This window comes from Bradyrhizobium erythrophlei (assembly GCF_900142985.1).
GTDB lineage: Bacteria > Pseudomonadota > Alphaproteobacteria > Rhizobiales > Xanthobacteraceae > Bradyrhizobium > Bradyrhizobium erythrophlei_B.
Map to the genome: position 1 here is coordinate 1,553,822 of NZ_LT670849.1, position 20,923 is coordinate 1,574,744.

Consider the following 20,923-nt stretch of genomic DNA (forward strand, 5'->3'; position numbering starts at 1 on the left):
GAGCGAGAAGCTGCGGTGAAGGCGCAGCCGCAGATTGGATCGCAGCCGAAGTGGGGCGACTTCGGGCATGAGAAGGATCAGGGTAAAGCCTACCTGACGGCAAACGAGAAATGGCAGAACGCGAACAAAGGGCGTCTTGCTCCCTACCCGCGCCCGACAGCTCACCCCTATGTCGAAGCGTCGGTGACAGAAGCCGACGGGAAATTCGTCGCAGACTTCGAGATCATCAACGATGATCCGACCGATGCGCAGGTGTTGCGCGACAAGAAGAACCAGCTCTTGGACAAGATCGCGTATGCGGAGAGGATGGCGATCGACGCCGTGCTTCCTCCGCTCGGGAAACGCCGCCTGTTCAATCTTCAGGAGGCCGACATCAACGCTGCTGATGCGGCGATGGCGCAGACGATCCATGAGCAAACGCCGGAATCTTCGCGCGCCACGCTCAACGTCATGGCCGAGGTCGAGAAGCGGCGCGATCCTCTGTCGACAAAGCATCTTCAGGAACAAGCCGCGTGCCGCGCCAAAGCGAATCAGATCATGCGCAACGCCGCACAGGCCATGAGCGAGGTTGAAGACTTGACGCTCGACAACATCGATCACTATCAGATGCCGAACTTGGGCTAACGGCGCGCTGAAGAAAATAAGCCCGGAGTGCGCTTTCCGTGTTCGACAAGACGTGTGCGATTTGCGGCGGACCGTTCAAGGCGAGAACACGCGGCACAATGACCTGTTCGCCCAAGTGTACGAGCGTAAAGATCAGCAGGTCGCGACGGACGTGGGCGGAACGAACGATCGGCGACCCGCGATGGGATTTCTGGTCGGAGACCGACAACCGTTATTGCGACGTCGTCGCGCGGCTCAATGATGAGTGGCGCGTGATTCGAACTCGCGATGAAATGTCATGGGCGCTTCAGCACCGATTGCCAGCGCCTACGTCTAACAGCGAAAGCCGCCGATCGCCCCGGATGAACCCCGGCAGGCCGCCCAAGGCGTTCGTGCCTTACAGCGACGCTTGGCGCGGAGTGAGCTACTTCACGACATCGGAAGCGCTTCGCCGCAGTGTGCGCGAGCGCGCGGGCAAGATTGATCCCCATGCCGTGTTCGCCTTGGCCGCGCTGCCGCCCTCGATCGGCGCGCCACGCAAGGCACCACGCCGCGAACCTGATGCAGCGGACCCGCTGGCGCGGCTGCATTGGACGCTCACCGCAAAGCCGCCGGCCGGAAACAGACGAACGGGCGAGGCCTCTGGGGCTCGGGAACAAGCCATCCAACGATGACCGACGCCACAGCAAATGCGCCGCCTGCAAAAAGCAGGGCCAATGCCGGCCAATTCGTGAAGGGCCGCAGTGCAAATCCGGGCGGCAAGAAGCCGGGCACCAAAAACCGCCGTACCGTCCTTGCCGAAAAGATGCTGGCCAACATCGACGTGCCCGGCATTCTGGCCAAGATGGAGCGGCAGGCCAAGAAGGGCGACCACGCTGCGGCCAAGCTGATCCTCGATAGAACGGTTCCGATCCGACGCGGTTGCCCTATCGCTATCAAGCTTCCTCCGATCGCCAACGCGTCCGACTGCGTTGCCGCTATGGGCGTCGTGATTGCCAAGCTGGCGAGCGGTACCCTGTCGACGATCGAAGCGGCCGAGTTGTCGAACGTCATAGACGCGGAGCGCAAATCAATCGAGCTGCTCGACGTCGAGCGCCGGCTCGCAACACTAGAGGAAAAATTCAAATGAGCAGCGAACTGGAGAAACGCATGGAAAAACTGGAACGCCTTCTCAATGCCGAACGGCCGGCGGGCATGATCGGCGGCGAGTTTCTCGCTGTGTTGGTGTACGGCGGACTCACACCTCTACCGGTTGTCGCGAGCGATGACACCGGGCGCGAGTGGATAAGGGCCGCCGGAGAATCGGTCGAAGACTTCGCCCAGCGGGCTGCGAGCGAATCACGCGCGGCCGGGGCGCGGCTGTGCACCATCGGCGGCATGGGCTCTGGGACACCCTCGCAAAATGAAGCGCTTAGCGCGGCATGGGACGAATACTTGCTGACCGGATATCCCGATGTGCCGCCGGTGACGCATCCGGGGCCGGCGCGATCGCAGCTTGCCGACTGAGAGGCGCGCCATGCGAAAGAAACGCGAAACCGAGGAGCCGAAACACCGATTTCACGACATCGGCGCGCCGATCGCTGAAGCCGATTTCCGGCCGGGCGTCCATACGATATTTCCGATCGGCGCGGGTTGACGGCCTAAACCAAGCAAAACGCACCAGCGAGGCTCGCAAGCGGTCTACAGGGTGGACATCCAGACCATTCCCAGCACTTGGGCGGCCTCCTTTCCGGCCGTCAGTGCAGAAATCAAGAATTTCGCTGCGGGCGCCAAGTCCGTTTCTTATCGCATAACGGACTCAACTCGGACATCGCGCCATGTCCGTTTCGTGCCATTTGCATCAGTCATTGTGGGCCTTGGCGGCGTTTATTGCCATTTCGACCTTCTCCTTCAGGTCGCCAACGGAAAAGCTCGCACCCGCCTGCATCGGAGGATATTCGACAAAGCTCGGTATGTGCTTCGCGATCACCTGCGCCGAGATTTGGTACCGCCACATTTCGTGCTTGAAGGAATCCCAGTAGGCGACCGAACCTTCGGCGAAGCCGTTGTTCGGCCAATTCATGCGCTCGAACGGGTCGTGCCGAAGGTTGGTCAGTTTCGGCATGTTGGGGTGAACGACATTGCCGACCCAGCCCTTCGGCTGTTCGATGAACTGGAACTTGTAGTTGTCTACTCGCAAGGCGCCCAGTTTGGTCTGAGCGAAGTACCACACCTCGTGCCGATTGGAGGGCCCTTTACCGGTGATCAAGTCGGTCTGGTCATATCCATCGAGATGAACCTTGTAGGTCCGATCGCCCATCTGTTTGCCCTTGAGCAACTCATCCTTGATGTTGGGGTTGCCAGCTGCTGCCACCAAGGTCGGGAACCAGTCGAGACCCGACATGATGCCGTTCGAGACCGAGCCAGGTTTCACGCGGCCCGGCCAGCGAACGAGGCAAGGAACGCGGAACGAACCTTCGGTGACCTCGCCCTTGCCACCAGCGAACGGCGTGGTGCCGCCATCGGGCCAAGTGTAGAGTTCGGCACCATTGTCGGTGGTAAAGATAACGATGGTATCTTGTTCGAGGCCGTTGTCCTTCAGCCAGCCGAGGACGACACCAATGTTGTCATCCATCTGCTTCAGTGCGGCCTCTTCCATGCCGAAACCTGTCTCGATGTTCTGGGTTGCTTCGTATTTGGGCGACAAGTGGGTGTTGACGTGCGCCCGCGTGGGATTCATCCACACGAAAAATGGCTTGTTGTCTTTTTTGGCCTTGTCCATGAACGCAATGGTGGACGCGCTGATCACCTCGTCGAACGTGGTCATGTCGTATTTGATGCCGGCTACCGGGTCGGGAGGCAACGGCCCCTCGTCCACGATCTTCTGCTTGCCGACCTTGCCCCAGCGAGGCTCGACGGTCGGATCGTCAACATCCGTCGCCCAGCTATGGATCAGGTTGCGCGGACCGACCGTGCCTTTCCATTCTGGAGGATAGGTGCGATTGAACGGATCCTCCATCGCGTTCAAGTGATAGAGGTAGCCGAAGTATTCGTCGAAGCCGTGCATCGTCGGCAGAAATTCATTGCGGTCACCGAGGTGGTTTTTGCCGAACTGCCCGGTGGCGTAGCCCATGGACTTGAGGGCGGTGGCAATTGTCGGCGCTTCCGCAGGCATCCCCAGTGCCGAGCCCGCCTGACCGACCGTGGTCATTCCGGTGCGGATCGGCAACTCGCCGGTGATGAAATTCGCACGGCCGGCCGTGCAGCTTGCTTCAGCGTAATAGTCGGTGAATCGCATGCCCTCGGTTGCGAGTTTGTCGAGGTTTGGCGTCGCGTTGAGCATCAGCCCTTGGTGATACGAACCGAGATTGGTCCAGCCTATGTCGTCGCCCATGATCACGACGATGTTGGGCCGCCGGCCGCTTGGCGGTGCCGGTTGGGCCTGCGCGGATGCCGTAATCCCGGTGTTCGACAGCACCGATGCAGCCAATAGCGAACTGCCACTCAACAACAGATCGCGGCGCTTCAGGCCTCCGTTCGGGCTGCGATCATCGGGCATTCCATGCTTTTGGTCCTTGCTCATAAAGCGCTCCTTCTCCTTGAGGGACGCAACAAAATGCGACCTTACTTGTGGATGGGATCGACCGGTTCAGCACAGTGCGTGGCCAAGAGCGGCAATGCGGGGGCCACGGGGATTTTCCGTGTAATGCAAACCCTTCGGCGCTTCGCCTTCGTGTTCGGGCGAGTAAGCGGAGGGGTACCAGTAGGAGGGGAGCTTACACCTTTTTCCGACCGGGGGTTGTGCAACTCGGTCGCAGGGCAGACCCTTTACGGTTCGCCATAGGGCGACTTCGGGCTTCCGTGCGATGACCGTTGTGGGTCAAACTGAGAAGTGGCGCTGCGGTTCTTGAGAGTCCGTTCCACCCCTCAGAACGGACATCGAGCGGCCGGTGCGAAAATCAAAACTTTTGCACTGAAAAATTGACGCTGAAATCCCTCAGCTTATTGTGTGCGGAAGTTGTGCACAAAAGTGGGGAACGGACCATGACCACATACGGCTATGCGAGAGTGAGCACCGACGGCCAGACATTGGCCGCCCAAGACGCGGCGCTGCATGCAGCGGGCTGCGCCAAAGTCTATAGCGAGACGGCATCAGGCGCGAAGACCAACCGGGCCGAACTGGGCAAGGTCGTGAAGCGGCTCGGCAAGGGCGACGTGTTGATGGTGACGCGGCTCGATCGGCTGGCGCGCTCGACGCGCGATCTGCTCAACACGCTCGACGAGATCAGCAAGCGCGGCGCGGGCTTCAAATCGCTGGCCGATCAGTGGTGCGACACCACGACACCGCACGGCAGGCTGATGTTGACCGTCCTGGGCGGGCTGGCCGAGTTCGAGCGCGAGCTGATCAAGGCGAGAACTGGCGAAGGCCGGGCGCGGGCCAAGGCGCGCGGCGTGCACATGGGAAGGCCGCCCAAGCTGGACGCGTACCAGCGGCGTGAGGCCCTCAAGCGCCGCGACGATGATGGCGAGTCGCTGACGGCCATCGCCCGCACCTATGGCGTTAGCCACACCACGATCGGCCGGCTGTAGGATTGACCATGAGGAACCGTGCGGACGTTACGAAGACGACACGGCGATATTCGATCGGGTAGAACCTGAGCTGGCACGACCACGCGAGTTATGCGATGCCCCGTAGCAACTGGCAGGAGCACAAATGGCGTAGGGACCGGCTGTGGGAGCTTGGCCTGAAGCGGGACGAGTATGGGAAGTATCTCGAAAGCCCGCACTGGCAAGAGTGTAGGAAGCTCAAGCTTGACGAGCAGAGAGACGTAGTCGGCTATAACTTCTGTGAAAAATGCGGCAGACGCCCAGAGGCGACAAGGAAGACCGCCCTCAACGTACACCATCTTACGTATGAACGGTTGGGCAACGAACTGCTTGATGACCTGCAAATTATCTGCCGGCCCTGCCACGACAAGGAACACGGACGCGATCTAGAGACGCAGAAGAGGTGGTACGATCCACGGCGTTTCGAGTGACGGCGCGCGCGTGGCGGGTGTGCCTCCATCCTGCTCGGGGAGTCGTGTTGGACGCCGAAATTTTACAACCGTCCCAACTCATGCATAAATGTGCGAGCCGAAGGGAAGGCGCAACCTCCCTCCGGCTCTAACCAAGACCAAGGAGAGCACCCATGGCCAAGGCTACCAGCACGTCTACCATCTGCGAATCCCATCTGCACGTTCAAACAGACCTCGCCGAATTGCGAGAGGCCGGCGTCAGACCACTGTTTCACTTCTTCTGTTTTTTGGTTTCGCTAGACGAGGAGCTACGCGCCCGCGATCGCTCCACCTTGCCGATCTATACCCACCGTGATCGCAATGATCGCGTGTGGTTTCGCGTCGACCGAGGCCCGCGCATTGCGATGCCGAGTGATCCCACGTCGCCAGAATTTGATCGCGCCTATCATGCGGCGCTGGTCGACGCTGGCGAGCAGCATGATCTCGATGACTGGAGCGAACTACGGCGTTTCCATGCCGAGCAGAAGCGAGCGAGGATTCGCGCGTGAGTGAACCGGGCACTGTCGAACCTATGACAGACGAACTTGATGATCTGTTTATGGACGCGATTGAGAATTTTCCGGAAGACCAGCGCGAGGCTGCGCGCGATTGGTACGCCAACGCGTGCGCCGCGCTGCATATCATCGCAAAGCTGAAAAAAGGCGTAATGCCATGAGCGACGACGTAATCACGGTCGAACGTCTCGAACGGGCGCTTGCTGTCTCTGCGTACCTCGTTGAGCTGGACGGCCCAAAGATGGTTCCGATTTTCGAGCGCATTGAGCGCGAGCTGTCCGCGCTTCGATCGCAACAGGACGCCACCGAACGCGCGAGGCGGCTTCTGGAAAGCTATGGCCAGCCCCGCGCGATCGAGCCGCCTCTAGGGCTCTAACAACCGACAACAAGGAGATCTGAAAAATGAGAGCGGTGTGCGTCAACACACCGCTCGCCATTCGGATTTTGTCGGAGCGACATCACACTACGGTGAGCTTGTTACCCACGCTTGCTGGAAAATCAAAAGCTTAGCTTCGTGTGGACTCGCACCACACGCACGAGTCTGTAGATGCAAAAATTCCAATTGACTGGAACAACAACTTGTCCACTGGATCGCAGTCAAGATTTCCGCTTGGCCAAGCGCGTAGTCGCGAAAACCTTTCCCTGTTCATCTGGGCCTCGGTTTTCGAATTTTTTCGAAACCACGATCGCACTGTGGCTTGGCCGGCCGAGTGCTCAGATGGAGCCTTTCTAACTTGCCACGGCAGTCCGCACTTCCTCCATCTCTGGCGCCGCGTATGGTGTCCCGCGAGATCGTTGCGGCCTACACTGGCGTCTCTGCAAACACTTTTGACAAGATGGTAGAGACTGGGGTGATGCCGAAGGCTCGCACCATCCCGGGCACTACTCGCAAAGCGTGGGATCTAAGGGAAGTTGACATCGCCATCGATGCGTTGCCCCGTGACGGCGAGGAACTGGCCCCAGCAGATGAGGGGTGGTCCTGATGCCACGCAAGCTGCCACCTCACGTCGAACCCAATCACGTCAAGGGCAAAACCTATCTGTCGTTTCGCATCCGCAAGGGGAAGGGAGGGCCGCGCATTCGGCTGCCCGACGATCCGACATCGCAAGAGTTTCGCGATGCTTACGCCGCCGCGATGGCTGGCGAGACCTTGATCAGGCCGAAGATCAAGAAGGATGCTCCCGGCTCAATCGGTGCACTGATCGCTAGCTACAAGGCAAGTGGTCAATTCAAGGCGATGAAGCCCTCATCGAAGGCCGGCTATATGTCGCGCCTCGAAACCATTCGCATCGATCACGGCCACCGCGCCGTCGCCGGTCTCACAAAGGATCGCATTAACAGCAAAATTCTTACCCCGTTGGCGGATCGGCCGGGCGCTGCACTCGACACGTTGAAGAAGCTTCGCATCCTGATCAAGCACGCCATCGAGAAGAAATGGCTCGCACATGATCCATCCGTCGGCATCAAGCGACCCAAGAGCAAAGAGATCCGCGCTTGGACCGATGCCGAACTGGCCGCCTTTGAGAGGCGCTGGCCGATCGGCACGAAGCAGCGCACTGCCTATGCGCTCATGCTCAACATGGGCACGGCGCGCGTCGACACACATCTGTTGACGTGGCGTCAGGTCGACGATGGGGCCGGCTATACGCGGCACAAGACCGGAATCGCAGTCGACATGGCGGTGAGCGAGGAGCTTCAGAAGGCGCTAGCCGCAACGCCGCGCAAGCACGTCACCGTCATCAACACTGAATACGGCAAACCCTTTAGCGTTGATGGATTCAGCGGCTTCATGCGTGACGCGATCACCAAGGCCGGACTGCCTCTCGATTGCCAACCGCACGGCCTTCGCAAGACGCTCGGCAGGATGCTCGCCGATGCAGGAGCATCGACTCACGACATCATGGCCGCGCTCGGTCACACGACGCTATCTGAGGCCGAGAGATACACGCGCGAAGCCGATCGGCGACGAGGCGGGAAGCGCGCGGTGACGAAGCTCGACGAACATCGGGCGAACAAACTTTCCCAAACCGCGCCTGATAGTTTGGGAAAAGCCGTGAAAACAGAAGGGAAATCAGAGCGGTGAGGATCGACATGGCGCTCCCTAGGGGAATCGAACCCCTGTTTCAGCCTTGAGAGGGCCGCGTCCTAACCGCTAGACGAAGGGAGCGTAATGCCGAAGGGATAGCCTTGAAATCCGCTGGCGGCAAGCCGCAACAACACCGAAGGTGAACGCCTCGCTTGTGGATTTCCGGGCCTGCGCCTTGGCGGCGCATCCCGGAATGACGAAGGCAGCGACCTATCCGCCCGGGAAAGCGGGGATCATCAGGGCTCGTTCACGAACCTCAGGCGGCCCACGGCCTTGAGACTATGCGCATCGAAGGTGCGGATTTCGGTCACCCCGCCGACGTCGAGCGTCACCACGATCCGGTCACCGGCGACCGTTGCCGAAACGATCTTGGCACCCTTGGGCAGAACGGCCGTGATCTCGGCGGTGTTAACGCTTCCCTCTGCCTTGAAAAGACGATAGCCGATGGCAATCAAGACGGCCGCAATCGCGACCCCCGTGGTGAGGCCTGCGATCAGCATCAAGCGCCGCACCCGCGCAAACAGCGCGGCCTGTTCGGGGGTCGGTTCGGGCGCGACGGTGTCGGTCATTTTGCTTTTTGGAACGGAAATTTGAGTAACGGTCATCTTGGGTAACAATCAAAGGCTGGAAGTTGTCGTCGAAGGCAGCGAGGGATCGCCCCGGCTCGACCGCGTGCTCGCGGCCCGCGTGGCCGAGCTGTCGCGGTCGCGGCTGAAAGCGCTGATCCTCGACGGCCGGGTCACGGTGAAAAACGCGCCCGTCCGTGACCCCGCTTATCATGTCGTCGCCGGGGATACGATCACAATCGACGTGCCGGCGCCGGTGGCCGCGGAACCGAAAGGCGAAGATATCGCGCTCGATATCGTCTACGAAGACGACGACCTCATCGTCATCGACAAGCCCGCGGGCCTGGTCGTGCATCCGGGCGCTGGCCACGAGACCGGAACGCTCGTGAACGCGCTGATCGCCCATTGCGGCGACAGCCTTTCCGGCATCGGCGGGGTGAAACGGCCGGGTATCGTGCACCGGATCGACAAGGACACTTCCGGCCTGCTTGTCGTCGCCAAGAACGATGCGGCGCATGCGTCGCTGTCGGCGCAATTCGCCGATCACGGCAAGACCGGCGAGATGCGGCGCGGCTACCTGGCTTTCGTCTGGGGGGTGCCGAACCGCGTCCGCGGCACGGTCGACGCGCCGATCGACCGCCACCCGCATGCCCGGGAAAAAATGGCGGTGCGCGAAGGCGGTCGGCACGCGGTGACACACTGGGAGATCGTCGAGAGCTTCAAGGGGCCGGACGGCAAGCCGGTGGCTTCGCTGATTGCCTGTCAGCTCGAGACCGGCCGGACCCATCAGATCCGCCTGCACCTTGCCCATATCGGCCACCCCCTGATGGGCGATCCGGTCTACGGCCCGCACTTCAAGACCAAGGCCACTCACCTCGGACCCGAGAGTCAGGCGGCCTTGGCGGCCCTCGACCGCCAAGCGCTACATGCATACCTTCTGGCCCTGGAGCACCCGAAAACCGGGGCGATTCTGGAGTGGAACTCGGATTTGCCCGCCGATTTGCGATTTTTGGAGCATTCGCTCCAAGCGGCGCTATGACGCAGGGTCTCTGAAAAGCTGTGATATGCCAGACGGTTATGGCTGCCACACTGTAACGTGACGGGGGTTTAACTTTCAAACCCGGTCCCGTTTGGTGTATGTTGCGCCTGCGTTGAATATCCAACGCGGAACATCGCAGAGCGACTGGCTTTAACAAAAGGAGCCGCCTGCCTGGCCCGCCGCTATCGGGGGCCTGAACATCTGGAGGGCGCAAGAATGGCCCGCACAGCTACCCTGCCGATTCTCAATGGAGAATCCGGCCTGTCCCGATACCTCGCCGAGATCCGCAAATTTCCGATGCTGGAACCCCAGCAGGAATACATGCTCGCCAAGCGTTTGCGCGAGCATGACGATCGCGACGCGGCATCCCAACTTGTCACCAGCCATCTCCGGCTCGTGGCCAAAATAGCCATGGGCTATCGCGGCTACGGATTGCCAATTTCCGAGGTCGTCTCGGAAGGCAATGTCGGCCTGATGCAGGCGGTGAAGCGGTTCGAACCCGAAAAGGGGTTCCGGCTCGCTACATACGCCATGTGGTGGATCAAGGCCTCAATTCAAGAGTACATCCTACGTTCCTGGTCGCTCGTAAAAATGGGCACCACCGCGAACCAGAAGAAGCTGTTCTTCAACCTGCGCAAGGCCAAGAGCAAGATCTCGGCGCTTGAAGAGGGCGATCTGCGCCCCGATCAGGTGAAGATCATCGCCAAGCGCCTCGGCGTCACCGATCAGGACGTGATCGACATGAACCGCCGTCTCGGCGGCGATGCCTCGCTCAACGCGCCGATCCGCGACGACGGCGAAGCCGGCGAATGGCAGGACTGGCTGGTCGATAACTCGCCCAACCAGGAAGCCATGATGGCCGAGCACGAAGAGTTCGACCATCGCCACCAGGCGCTGACGGGCGCGATCGGCGTGCTCAACGCGCGCGAACGCCGCATCTTCGAGGCGCGGCGTCTGGCGGAAGAGCCGATGACGCTGGAAGACCTTGCCGCCGAATTCGGCGTGTCGCGCGAACGCGTGCGGCAGATCGAGGTCCGCGCCTTCGAGAAGGTGCAGTCGGCCGTGAAGGGCACGATCGCCAGGCAGGAAGCTGCCGCGCTCGAGGCCGCCCACGCCGCCTGATCGAGGCAATCGAGACAAGAACAAGGAAGCCGGCGGAAACGCCGGCTTTTTTGTTGTCTACACTCTTGTCCCGGACGCAGCGCGGCGCGAAGTGTCGGGCTGCTGAGCCGGGACCCGCGGCCTGTGAGACCCCGGATCAGCGGCGCACCGTTTCACGCTGCGCAGCATCCGGGGAACGGGGACGGAAGCCGACGAGGCGCTGCGCCCCTGTGAACCCAGAGGGCGACTGCCGCCGACCAAGGGAGGACGGGCGGCATCTCGCGGCGCCCCACAGACTAACCAGCCAGGCGTCACTGCCATGCCGATCACCTTGCAATCGACCATCAGTTTCTCTGGCGAATTCATGCGCAAGCTGCCGGCGCTCGAGCAGACCATGATCGCCCACGGGCTCGACCCATCCGGCTTCGTGATCTCCAAGGATCGCGCCACGCCATCTTCGGTGGTGCCATTCGTCGGCCCGTTCTTCTACGACTACACCGTGTTCGTCGACGGCGAGAGCTTTACCCTCACCGAGCCGAACGACATGGTGTTTCTGGATTACTTCCTCAAACTCTGCACCGCCGAAGAGGAAGACCGCCCGCTGCCGCAGCTGCGCCGGACGGGCCCCGGGGTCGCCCGCCGCTTTCTGAACTGGATGACCCAATCGATTTGAGAGGCGCTCTACTCCCCCCACTCCCGCGCCATGGTTGCGAGCGTGCAACCCTCGCAGTAGCGCGCGTCCTTGAAGTCGATCCAGTTGTGCGCATAGACGTGATCGAGCGGAATCCGGTAACGCGCGCGCAAGACCTTCACCAGGATCCGCCAGGCTTCGATCTGCGCTTCGGTGGCAGGCTTCGTGACATCCGGATAGTTGCCGGCGAACTCGACGCCGATCGAAGTATCCTTGTTGACCCGATGAAAAGTCTTGCTGTTGTCGATGTACTTGTTGTCGTTGCGGTCGGCGCCGTCGGTATGCGTCGGAACGAGATGATCCGCGACCGCCCAGTAGACCGTGCCGTCGGTCTCGACCCACACCATGACGCCGCGGCGCGTCGGATTTTTTGACTGTAGCGCAGCGCCGCCGCGCGCCGAGCCCGCCGGCCCCTCGGTCTGATGCACGATGATGTTAGCCCAGGGATGGGCCTTTTCGACATCGCCCCACGGCGCGAGCCAAACCATCTTCAGGCCCGGAATATCCGGCGTGCCGGAGGAGCGCGCGATCGCCTCGAGCGAAGGCTCGCCGGCAAAGGCCGGAGACAACACCAGTGCAAGGACGGCACTCAGGCAAAAACGCAAATTCATGTCCGGCACTATGCGCCGGACCGAATTCTGATCAAGCGGGGAGATTTCAGGCGTGAAGCCGTAACGGCGGCAGCTCCGGCACCAGCGATGGCCCCGGCTCATAGACCGAGAGGCGATCCCGGCCCTCTTTCTTGGCGACATAAAGCGCATGGTCGGCCGCGGCAATCAGCCGGTCCGGGAACGCGCCGATGTCGCGGGTCCATTGCGCGACCCCGATCGAAACCGAGAGCGGGACCTCGTTGCCGACACAGCCAGCGGCATCCTCGCGGCAGACCTCGATGATGCGGCGGCCGATCACCGCGCCCTCGCGCAGCGTGGAAGCCGGCAGCATGACGCAGAACTCGTCGCCACCGGTACGCGCCAAGAGGTCGCCGGGCCGTAGCCGCGTCTGCGCCATCAGCGTGAAATGCTGCAAGCAGGCGTCGCCCGCGGCATGGCCGTGGGTGTCATTGATGGTCTTGAAGTTGTCCAGATCGATCACCAGCAGCGCAAACGGCTGGCCGGAGCGATCGGACCGGGCGCATTCCTCGCCAAGGCGTTGCAGCAATTGCCGGCGATTGCCGACGCCGGTCAAGTCGTCCATCAGCGCGAGATCGGCGACCTCGTTGCGCAGCCGGTCCATCGCCATCAGGAGGAAGCCGAAGTTGCAGACCATGGACAGGAAGATCAGCGCCAGGATCATGACCGATTGCGGCGCGCTGGAATGGACAATGGTGAAATTGCTGCCGGCCTGAAGCAGTCTGTCGACCACGCGGAACGCACAGACGGCGATGATCACGATGACGACGAAGCCCGCAAGTCGCGCGCCGGCATTGACCTGGCCGTCTCGCTTCGGCAGCAGCAACGGCAGCGAGAGCGCGAGCGGCACCGACAGACCCGCGGAATAGATCAGGATGCGGATGGTCGCGCTATCGTAGGCAAAGATGAAGACCGAGAGGCCGGCAAAGGTCAGCGCCGCGATCGCGGCCGTCTGCCCCCAGGGCACGGTCTCGCCGTAAAACCGCCGGACGCCCATCGCCGCAAGGCAAACCGCCAGAACCGCCGTCGTACCGGCAAACAACAGGGGGACGAGCGACTCCGTGACCGTCGTCCCCATCGCCAACACGGCCGCACCGACGATGGTGAACGCTGAACCGGTCCAGTACCGCGCTGCCTGAAGGGTCGGATAGCTGTGCAGGATGTAGGCCCAGATCAGACCGAGCGCGAGGAAATTGATAATGAACGCCGCCCAGAGCGTCGGAACGTTCAACATGTAAATCCCAGAGCGATCATCCGCCCTGTCTCCCCGTTTTCAACCTGCCCAGCCACACGCGTGGCGGTTCAGAAGTCCGCATCATTGCTGCCGCGAGTTCGTCATGCGGACTTCTGAACCAAAGCCACACGAGATCAATAGGTTTGTTAGTGTCCTTTCGATTCCGAAATTCGAAACGTGGCTCCGAAAAATGCTACGAACTTCGGAATCGGGGCACTAGGACTATCCCCGTAGTCTTGTGGACCAAGATGCAACCGAGGCGCTTAACGGAGTCTCACCTTGGAAACCAAATCGGCGTCTTGGTTGTGAAATGCTGAAGGCGGCGGAAGGCGCCGTCACCGCCTTGCGGCGGCGGCCGCGTTAACCCAGGACTCACCACGAGAGCGTCACAGCCGGCACGTTTTCACGGCGCGCGTGACGCGATTTGAAACACACGGCACTGCCGCCTTGCGCCAAAACACGCCAAAACGCGTAACTTCTGTGGATAACGAATGACACACGCGTGACAGCACGGGGCAGCGGCCTCCGAATCTGCTGGGATTACAGTTGAGGATATTGCGAGGCTGGCCCTCCGCCGAGCATGCCTCGTGTCGCGTTTCAATCCATTAACTCAAATGAGGATGCTATGGCTAAGAAAGCGAAGAAGGCAAAGAAGGCGAAAAAGGCCAAGAAGGCGAAGAAGAAGTAACTTCGATACTTCTTTCAGCCCGGGTGGAGTTTAGCTCTGCCCGGGCACCTAAAAAAACGGCGGGCCTGTGGCTCGCCTTTTTCGTTTCGGCCTTGATGGCCCTTGATCCCGCCTGCCCGATCGATTTCAGTGGCACACCTCGCCTCTGTACGGAGTGATCCTTGATGACTGCGATCCCCGGAGCCACCGTGGCTGTCACGGGAGCCGCGAGCGGCATCGGCCGCGCGCTCGCGATCGAGCTGGCCGCACGCGGCGCCGACCTTGCGCTCGCCGACCGCGACGAGGGCGGACTTCAATCGACGGCGGCCGAAATCGCAAAAGCCTGGCAGCGAAAAGTCAGCATTCACCGCGCCGATATGGGCGATAGCGAACAAGTCGCCGGCTTTGCGCGCGAGGCGATCGCCGCCCACCCTTCTCTGAACATCCTGATCAACAATGCCGGCGTCTCGCTGCTCGGCCTGTTTCACGAAATCGATCAGGCGCAGATGGAGTGGCTGTTCAACATCAACTTCTGGGGCGCGGTGCACGCGACCCGCGCGTTCCTGCCGCATCTTTCAGGCCAGAAGGCCGCCCATATCGTCAACGTCTCCTCGATCTTCGGCATCATGGCCCCGCCCGGCCAGACCGCTTATTCGGCGGCGAAATTCGCCATTCGCGGCTTTTCGGAAGCCTTGCGCCACGAACTTCAGGCCTCTAGCGGCCCGGTTCGGCTCTCCGTGGTTCATCCCGGCGGCATCAAGACCAATATCGTGCGCAATTCACGTACGGGTTCAGCCATCACCGACAACGAACGCCGCTCGCAAGCGATTGAACGGTTCGACGTCATCGCGCGAACGTCGGCGAAAGATGCGGCGCTGCGGATCATCAAGGGTATCGAGAGGAACGAGCCGCGCATCCTGATCGGCGGCGACGCCCGCTTCATGGACATCCTGCAGCGTTTCCGCCCCGCCACCTACTGGAGCGTGATGGCCAGGCGCATCGAGAAGATGTCGAAGCGGGGGAAGTGACGTAGGCGCATTTTGGCGCCTACGTCATCCCGGGGCGTGAGCAAAGCGAACGAACCCGGGATCTCGAAGTTGCGGCACGATGGATTCCGGGTTCAGCCCTGCGGGCTGCCCCGGAATGACGTCTTTCGTGGAGTCACCTCTCCGCGAAAGCGAGCTTCACGCCCAGCAGCGCAAAGCCGCCGGCAAAGGCGCGGCGCAGCCACGCCAGCACGGTCGGCCGGCTCACGACGTGGTCGCGAACCCCCGCCGCGAACAGGCCGTACAGCACGAACACGACGAAGGTCATGACCATGAAGGTCGTGGAGAGTTCGAGCATCCGTGCCAGTGGATGCACCTCGTCGGCCGAAATGAACTGCGGCAGGAAAGCGAGGAAGAAAATCGAGAGTTTTGGGTTGAGGATGTTGATCAGAAAGCCGCGCACGATCACCCGCGCCTCGGCTGGCCCGCTTTTCGACGCATCGACCGACAGAGCTCCCTCCTCGCGTAGCGACTGCCAGGCCATGTACAGGAGATAGCCGACGCCGAGCCATTTCAACGCCGCAAAGGCGAGAGCGCTGGCGTGCAGCACCGCCGCAAGCCCGACCATCGCGGCCATCATGGCCGGCAGGATGCCGAGCGTGCAGCCGATGCTGGCCGCGACCGCGGTGCGTGCACCACCTTTCAACCCCGCGGCCAGCGTATAGAGCACGCCGGTGCCGGGCGAGACCACTACGATCAGAGAGGTCAACAAAAAGGCCCAGGACATCTCATCTCCCAACTAACTGGTCAGCAAAATACGCAATCGTCTTGCGATAGATCACCGCGTGATTCCACTCGCGCATCGCCTCGAAATTCGCCGAACCCTCGCCGTAGGGCGCACCCATCTTGAAGCCGTTGGTGTGCAGAAGGTTGGCGGTCGACGCCAGCACATCGGCGACGCTATGGCGCAGGTCGACGCGGCCGTCGCCGTCGAAATCGACGCCGTATTTGATGTAGGACGATGGCAGAAACTGCGTCTGCCCGATCTCGCCGGCATAGGCCCCGATCATCTCACGCAACGGAAGATCGCCGCGCTGGAGGATTTGCAGCGCCGCCAGCAGTTCGCCCTGGAATAGCTCGGTGCGGCGGCAATCGTGCGCCATGGTCGCGAGCACGCGAAACACCGGCAGCTTGCCCATGTCGCCCTTGCCGAAGTCGCTTTCGAGCCCCCAGATCGCAACCAGGATCTGCCGCGGCACGCCGTATTTGGCCTCGATGCTCGAGAGCAGTCCGGCATAGCGTTGCAGCATCGCGCGCCCGCCATTGATACGGCCGGAGCCGACGCGGGTCGAAACGTACTGCTCGAAGGTTTTCGTGAAGGTGCCGCGCTGGCGGCGGTCGAAGGCGAGCACGCCCAAATCCTGCTGCACGCCGCCGAGCGCTTCCGCAATCGTGGCTTGCGAGATGCCGGCGGAGGTTGCCTCAGTGGAGATGTTCTGGACGAAGGCGCGGAAATCCCCGCCGCAGCGCGCGGCGAATGCGGGGGTGGCAAGCGTCAACGCACACGCAAGCGTAGCGAGGCGAAATTTCAACATTTTACGTTTCGCTCCAATTCGGAAATGATTTGCCTGTCATTGCGAGCGAAGCGAAGCAATCCAGAAGCGCCCAAAAGACTGGATTGCTTCGTCGCTCACGCTCCTCGCAATGACGGCTGACGAACCCTCACTCGCCGTCGATCTGGCGTCCCATCAGCGCGATCGCCTGTTGATAGACGCTGGCCGCATTCCATTCCTGGATCGCCGCGAAATTCGGTTGGCCGGGCTGATAGCCGGCGCCGGCCCGCCAGCCGTGCGCTTTCAGGTAATTCGCGGTCGAGGACAGCGCGCCGGATGCGCTTTCGAGGTTGCCGACGCCGTATTCCAGCATCGTCTTGGGCAAGAACTGCGTCTGGCCGATCTCGCCATGCATCGAGCCGCGCTGGCCCGCCGACAGCGTGCCGCGATCGATCAGCTTCAGCGCCGCGTAAAGCTGGTCGGTGAAATATTCCGGCCGGCGGCAATCGTAAGCCAGCGTCGCGATCGACGAGAGCATGTTCTGGTTGCCATGCTGGCTGCCGAAGGCGGTCTCCATGCCCCAGATCGCGATCAGCGGCCCTGCCGGCACGCCATACCGCTGCTCGATCGACGCGAACAGCGCCGCGTTCCTTTGCTTCATGGCGCGGCCGCGGGACACGACTGCGGCCGCCCCGCGTTTGACCATGAACTGATCGAGCGACAGCTTGAAACTGTGCATGCTGCGATCGGCGTTGATGGTCGCTTGCGCATAATTCGCCGCCATCAGCGCTGAAATCCCGGTGGCGCCGATGCCCTTGGCGCGCGCCTCGCCGGCAAACTGCTGCTTCCAGCCCTCGAAACCGCTCGCCCCGTTGCCGCATTGGGCGGCCCCGGCCTGCGAGCTGAGGCATGCGAGCACGGTGAGTGCAGAAAAAGCAGCAGTCAGTCCCTTGGTCATGGTCATCAGGAAGGTTCCTCACGTGGACGCGGGCGCACCTTACGTCATCCTGAAGCCTAACGGAAATGCCGGTTCCGCGGTATGACAGCCGCCTTGGTTTCGGTATCGAGATGCATCGCCATCGGGCGATGCATCTCGATGGGCTCGTGAGAGCCGCTTCATCGCTTCAGAAATTTGCGAATCTCTTCTCCGATCTCGTGCGCATGCGTTTCCAGCGCAAAATGACCGGTGTCGAAGAAGCGTACCGTCGCATCGGGGATATCGCGCTTGAACGCCTCCGCGCCCGGCGGCAGGAAGAACGGATCGTTCTTGCCCCACACCGCCAGGAACGCCGGCTTGTGCTTTCGGAAGTAGTTCTGGAACGCCGGATAGAGCGCGATGTTACTCTTGTAGTCGCCCATCAGATCGAGCTGGATTTCATCCGCGCCGGGACGCGCGAGATAGAAGTTGTCGAGCGAGTGGCCATCCGGCGATACAGCGGCCTCGTCAGTGACGCCATGGGTGTATTGCCAGCGCGTCGTTTCCGGCGCGAGAAAGGCGCGCAGGCCATTGCGATTTTCCAGGGACGGGTTTTGCCAATAGGCGCGGATCGGATTCCAGCCCTCGCTCAGACCCTCTTCATAGGCGTTGCCGTTTTGCGAAATGATCGCAGTGATCCGCTCGGGATGGCGTATCGCGAGGCGGAAGCCGGTCGGCGCGCCATAGTCGAACACATAAACTGCGAAGCGATCGAAGCCGATCACTTCGGTAAAGCGCTCGATCACCTCGGCAATATGATCGAACGTGTAGCTGAACTTTTCGCGTGGCGGCATGTCGGACTGGCCGAAGCCCGGCAGGTCCGGCGCAACGACGTGAAAGTCATCCGACAACTCCGGAATCAAATCGCGGAACATGTGGCCCGAGCTCGGAAAGCCGTGAAGCAGCAGAAGCTTTGGCGCGCCTTCCTGGCCGGCTTCCCGGTAAAACACCTTGAAACCGTCGACGTCGGCCTTCTTGTACCGCACGACTGACGTTGCATTTGCCGACATTGTATTTTCTGACATGGGATTTCTCCTTCTTGCTGGATTGGATGCTTACGCCGCCACGCTGCGGATGGCCTCACGGATGATTTCGACGACGATATGGGGCGCGGTGACGATCGGCGCGTGATCCACCGCATGCGCCCTCACCGTCGCTCCCATCCGCTTCGCCATGAAGCGCTGCGTTTCCGCGAGAATCATGCGGTCGTCTTCCGCGAGCAGGAACCAGCTCGGCACATCCTTCCAGAGCGGACGGCCGACCGGCACCGTGATGCAGGCCGGCGAGATCGGCCGCTGCACGGCCGACAGCACCGCCAGATCGTCCGCGCTCGCTTGCTGCGCAAAGGCATTCTTGAACGCTTCGTCGGGCAGCCAGATCAGACCGTTGTCGTCAGGGGCAAGCTTCGGCGCCAGCGGATGCGGGGCTGCGCGATAGAAGACGTCGGCGACTTTCTCGCCTTCATCGGGCGCAAGGGCTGTGACATAGACCAGCGCCTTGACGTTCTTTGCTTTGGTTTCGGCGATGACTGCGCCGGCATAGGCGTGCCCGGCCAGCACCACCGGTCCTTCGAGGCGCGCCAGCGAGCGATCAAGCGCTGCGACATCATCGGCCAGCGAGGTCAGCGGCAGCGGAGCCGCCACCACATTCACGCCTTCCAACTTGAGCGCCGCAATGACGCGCGCCCAGCTCGATCCATCCGCCCAGGCTCCGTGCGCCAGCACCACGTTCACGTTCTTGGCTGCCATTTCGAGCTCCTTTTCGTAACCTGTTAATTGCCTATTGACAGGTTACTACCATCGGGCTAGTAACTGGTCAAGTAGTATTTTAAAGGTTACTTTCCGAGACGCTTTCGGAACTTCAGCAATCAAGGGAAACGTTTTTGCCCATGAGCCATCACCCGCCCGCCATTTTCATCGCCGATTCCCGCGGCCTTGATTTCCTCAACTCGGTCGCAACGCCCGTGGACACGCCGATCGACTGGATCGCAGATGGCGATGGCCTGATGGACTGGCTCGCGCAGGCCAACTATGTCCCGGCAAACGTGCTGGACGAGATCAAGGCACGTGCGAAGCCGGCCGATCTGGACCGGGTGGCCCGGCAAGCCAGGGAATTGCGGGAGTGGTGCCGCGGCCTGGTCCGCAAGCACATGGGCAAGCCGTTGAAGCCGGCGGCGACCTTACGTGAACTCGATCCCCTGAACAGCCTGCTCGCGCGCGACGAAGGGTTCAACGAGATCCGCGTCTCCCGTGACGAGAGCGGCGACCGCCTTGAATTGCATACGACGCGCCGCTGGCGATCGGCGGAATCCCTGTTGCTGCCGATCGCCGAAAACCTGGTGCAGTTCATCTGCGAGGAAAATTTCTCCGACGTCAAAGCGTGCGAAGGAGCGAGTTGCACGCTGATGTTTGCCGATCACACGCGAAGACGCGCGCGCCGCTGGTGCAGCATGGCGATCTGCGGCAATCGCGCCAAACAGGCCGCACACCGTGAGAGGCTGAAGAACCAGCACTAGAAACCGCCGTTTACGTCTCAAAAAAAGAAGGAGTCCAGCTCATGGCCAAACTACCCCTGATCGTTTTCGACGTGAATGAAACCCTGCTCGATCTCGAAACGATGGAGCCGACCTTCGAGCGCATCTTTGGCAGAAGGGACGCCATGCGGCTGTGGTTCGCCAATTTCATCATGTATTCCGCGGCGCTCACGGTTGCCGGATGCTACGTGCCCTTCACCGACATCGGCGGCGCCGTGATGAAGATGCTGGCCGATGCAAACCACATCAAGATCACCGACGCCGACCGCAAAGAGCTCACCGAAAAATTCTCGACCATGCCGCCGCACGCCGAGGTGCCCGCGGCGCTGCGCAAACTGCGAAGCGCTGGCTTTCGCCTGTTCACACTGACCGACAACCTGATCGAAGTGCAGACGCGCCAGCTGACGCATGGCGGCATTGTCGATCTGTTCGAGCGGCGTTTCAGCGCCGATGGCGTCAAGCATCACAAGCCGCCGCGCGAGGCCTATGGCTATGTCGAGAAGGAGCTCGGCACTGGGCCGTCCGACATGTGCCTGATTGCCTGCCACACCTGGGATACGCTCGGCGCCGTGGCCGCCGGCTGGGAAGGCGTGCTGATCAGGCGCCCCGGCAACGACGTGCTCGGCGTCGGTCCGCAACCGCACATCGTTGGCGACACGCTTGATGATGTCGCCAACCAACTGATCGCGCGCCACAAGGCTGGATAGT

The 20,923-nt window shown here is 61.4% G+C and carries 25 protein-coding genes and 1 tRNA gene; 16 read left to right on the forward strand and 10 right to left on the reverse strand.

Annotated features, from left to right (window positions below):
• The first annotated feature begins 15 nt into the window (after positions 1-15).
• From BUA38_RS07260 to BUA38_RS07275, 4 genes are read left to right on the forward strand one after another with little or no spacing between them, the layout of a single operon-like run.
• Positions 16-624 carry a hypothetical protein gene (locus tag BUA38_RS07260; RefSeq protein WP_156898433.1) on the forward strand — a complete coding sequence of 203 codons (609 nt, stop codon included), beginning with the start codon at positions 16-18 and terminating at the stop codon, positions 622-624.
• Between the two features lie 38 nt (positions 625-662).
• On the forward strand, positions 663-1,277 hold the full coding sequence (locus BUA38_RS36550) for a hypothetical protein (RefSeq protein WP_156898434.1): 615 nt from the start codon (positions 663-665) through the stop codon (positions 1,275-1,277).
• A complete protein-coding gene (locus BUA38_RS07270) occupies positions 1,274-1,732 on the forward strand; it encodes a DUF5681 domain-containing protein (RefSeq protein WP_083587498.1) in 459 nt (152 codons plus the stop codon). Before BUA38_RS36550 ends, BUA38_RS07270 begins: the two co-directional genes overlap by 4 nt.
• A complete protein-coding gene (locus BUA38_RS07275; protein WP_072817335.1) occupies positions 1,729-2,109 on the forward strand; it encodes a hypothetical protein in 381 nt (126 codons plus the stop codon). Before BUA38_RS07270 ends, BUA38_RS07275 begins: the two co-directional genes overlap by 4 nt.
• A 334-nt stretch (positions 2,110-2,443) precedes the next feature.
• Here the strand turns inward: BUA38_RS07275 and BUA38_RS07280 are convergent, their stop codons facing one another.
• A complete protein-coding gene (locus tag BUA38_RS07280) occupies positions 2,444-4,165 on the reverse strand; it encodes an arylsulfatase (RefSeq protein WP_083587499.1) in 1,722 nt (573 codons plus the stop codon).
• Positions 4,166-4,626: 461 nt separating this feature from the next.
• On the opposite strand from BUA38_RS07280, the gene BUA38_RS07285 reads away from it, so the two are divergent.
• The 6 genes from BUA38_RS07285 (at position 4,627) to BUA38_RS07310 (ending at position 8,237) form a co-directional block, all read left to right on the forward strand.
• Complete coding sequence (locus BUA38_RS07285) at positions 4,627-5,172, forward strand: recombinase family protein (RefSeq protein ID WP_072817336.1); 546 nt, start codon at positions 4,627-4,629, stop codon at positions 5,170-5,172.
• 95 nt (positions 5,173-5,267) lie between these two features.
• Positions 5,268-5,621: an HNH endonuclease gene (locus BUA38_RS38740; protein ID WP_072817337.1), complete on the forward strand. Its 354-nt coding sequence runs from the start codon at positions 5,268-5,270 to the stop codon at positions 5,619-5,621.
• Between the two features lie 152 nt (positions 5,622-5,773).
• The gene (locus tag BUA38_RS07295) at positions 5,774-6,148 is read left to right on the forward strand and encodes a hypothetical protein (protein WP_072817338.1); all 375 of its coding nucleotides are present in this window, start codon (positions 5,774-5,776) and stop codon (positions 6,146-6,148) included.
• Positions 6,145-6,315: a hypothetical protein gene (locus BUA38_RS36555; RefSeq protein ID WP_156898435.1), complete on the forward strand. Its 171-nt coding sequence runs from the start codon at positions 6,145-6,147 to the stop codon at positions 6,313-6,315. Before BUA38_RS07295 ends, BUA38_RS36555 begins: the two co-directional genes overlap by 4 nt.
• Complete coding sequence (locus BUA38_RS07300; RefSeq protein WP_072817339.1) at positions 6,312-6,530, forward strand: hypothetical protein; 219 nt, start codon at positions 6,312-6,314, stop codon at positions 6,528-6,530. The genes BUA38_RS36555 and BUA38_RS07300 overlap by 4 nt, the downstream gene beginning before the upstream one ends.
• A 606-nt stretch (positions 6,531-7,136) precedes the next feature.
• Positions 7,137-8,237, forward strand: a complete 1,101-nt coding sequence (locus BUA38_RS07310) for a tyrosine-type recombinase/integrase (RefSeq protein WP_244553207.1) — start codon at positions 7,137-7,139, stop codon at positions 8,235-8,237.
• A 9-nt stretch (positions 8,238-8,246) separates the two neighbouring features.
• On the opposite strand, the gene BUA38_RS07315 is transcribed toward BUA38_RS07310, so the two are convergent.
• Together BUA38_RS07315 and BUA38_RS07320 are read right to left on the reverse strand one after the other, a co-directional pair.
• Positions 8,247-8,321 (reverse strand) — tRNA-Glu (locus BUA38_RS07315).
• A gap of 155 nt (positions 8,322-8,476) precedes the next feature.
• Positions 8,477-8,809: a hypothetical protein gene (locus BUA38_RS07320; RefSeq protein ID WP_072817340.1), complete on the reverse strand. Its 333-nt coding sequence runs from the start codon at positions 8,807-8,809 to the stop codon at positions 8,477-8,479.
• 55 nt (positions 8,810-8,864) lie between these two features.
• On the opposite strand from BUA38_RS07320, the gene BUA38_RS07325 reads away from it, so the two are divergent.
• From BUA38_RS07325 to BUA38_RS07335, 3 genes are all read left to right on the forward strand, one after another.
• Complete coding sequence (locus BUA38_RS07325) at positions 8,865-9,845, forward strand: RluA family pseudouridine synthase (protein WP_072825917.1); 981 nt, start codon at positions 8,865-8,867, stop codon at positions 9,843-9,845.
• A 216-nt stretch (positions 9,846-10,061) separates the two neighbouring features.
• The gene (gene rpoH, locus BUA38_RS07330; protein ID WP_072817341.1) at positions 10,062-10,967 is read left to right on the forward strand and encodes an RNA polymerase sigma factor RpoH; all 906 of its coding nucleotides are present in this window, start codon (positions 10,062-10,064) and stop codon (positions 10,965-10,967) included.
• A 298-nt stretch (positions 10,968-11,265) separates the two neighbouring features.
• A complete protein-coding gene (locus BUA38_RS07335) occupies positions 11,266-11,619 on the forward strand; it encodes a hypothetical protein (protein ID WP_072817342.1) in 354 nt (117 codons plus the stop codon).
• A gap of 8 nt (positions 11,620-11,627) precedes the next feature.
• Here BUA38_RS07335 and BUA38_RS07340 read toward each other — a convergent pair whose 3' ends face one another.
• Both BUA38_RS07340 and BUA38_RS07345 read right to left on the reverse strand, forming a co-directional pair.
• Positions 11,628-12,248, reverse strand: a complete 621-nt coding sequence (locus BUA38_RS07340; RefSeq protein WP_072817343.1) for a peptidoglycan recognition protein family protein — start codon at positions 12,246-12,248, stop codon at positions 11,628-11,630.
• A gap of 46 nt (positions 12,249-12,294) precedes the next feature.
• The gene (locus tag BUA38_RS07345; protein WP_072817344.1) at positions 12,295-13,500 is read right to left on the reverse strand and encodes a GGDEF domain-containing protein; all 1,206 of its coding nucleotides are present in this window, start codon (positions 13,498-13,500) and stop codon (positions 12,295-12,297) included.
• Positions 13,501-14,352: 852 nt separating this feature from the next.
• Between BUA38_RS07345 and BUA38_RS07350 the strand changes: the two genes are divergently transcribed.
• Positions 14,353-15,195, forward strand: a complete 843-nt coding sequence (locus tag BUA38_RS07350; protein WP_072817345.1) for an SDR family NAD(P)-dependent oxidoreductase — start codon at positions 14,353-14,355, stop codon at positions 15,193-15,195.
• A 133-nt stretch (positions 15,196-15,328) separates the two neighbouring features.
• On the opposite strand, the gene BUA38_RS07355 is transcribed toward BUA38_RS07350, so the two are convergent.
• The 5 genes from BUA38_RS07355 to BUA38_RS07375 all read right to left on the reverse strand — a co-directional run bounded on the left by BUA38_RS07355 (position 15,329) and on the right by BUA38_RS07375 (position 19,430).
• Positions 15,329-15,940 carry a LysE family translocator gene (locus BUA38_RS07355; protein ID WP_072817346.1) on the reverse strand — a complete coding sequence of 204 codons (612 nt, stop codon included), beginning with the start codon at positions 15,938-15,940 and terminating at the stop codon, positions 15,329-15,331.
• A 1-nt stretch (position 15,941) separates the two neighbouring features.
• Positions 15,942-16,748 carry a lytic murein transglycosylase gene (locus BUA38_RS07360; RefSeq protein ID WP_072817347.1) on the reverse strand — a complete coding sequence of 269 codons (807 nt, stop codon included), beginning with the start codon at positions 16,746-16,748 and terminating at the stop codon, positions 15,942-15,944.
• 127 nt (positions 16,749-16,875) lie between these two features.
• On the reverse strand, positions 16,876-17,664 hold the full coding sequence (locus BUA38_RS07365; protein WP_072825918.1) for a lytic murein transglycosylase: 789 nt from the start codon (positions 17,662-17,664) through the stop codon (positions 16,876-16,878).
• Positions 17,665-17,822: 158 nt separating this feature from the next.
• Positions 17,823-18,707 (reverse strand): alpha/beta fold hydrolase, encoded by an 885-nt coding sequence (locus BUA38_RS07370; RefSeq protein ID WP_244553208.1) that lies wholly within the window; start codon positions 18,705-18,707, stop codon positions 17,823-17,825.
• A gap of 30 nt (positions 18,708-18,737) precedes the next feature.
• On the reverse strand, positions 18,738-19,430 hold the full coding sequence (locus BUA38_RS07375; protein WP_072817349.1) for an alpha/beta fold hydrolase: 693 nt from the start codon (positions 19,428-19,430) through the stop codon (positions 18,738-18,740).
• Between the two features lie 140 nt (positions 19,431-19,570).
• Here BUA38_RS07375 and BUA38_RS07380 point away from each other — a divergent pair, with 140 nt between their 5' ends.
• The gene (locus tag BUA38_RS07380) at positions 19,571-20,197 is read left to right on the forward strand and encodes a CGNR zinc finger domain-containing protein (RefSeq protein ID WP_072817350.1); all 627 of its coding nucleotides are present in this window, start codon (positions 19,571-19,573) and stop codon (positions 20,195-20,197) included.
• Between the two features lie 41 nt (positions 20,198-20,238).
• Complete coding sequence (locus BUA38_RS07385; RefSeq protein WP_072817351.1) at positions 20,239-20,922, forward strand: haloacid dehalogenase type II; 684 nt, start codon at positions 20,239-20,241, stop codon at positions 20,920-20,922.
• The last annotated feature ends 1 nt before the right edge of the window (position 20,923 follow it).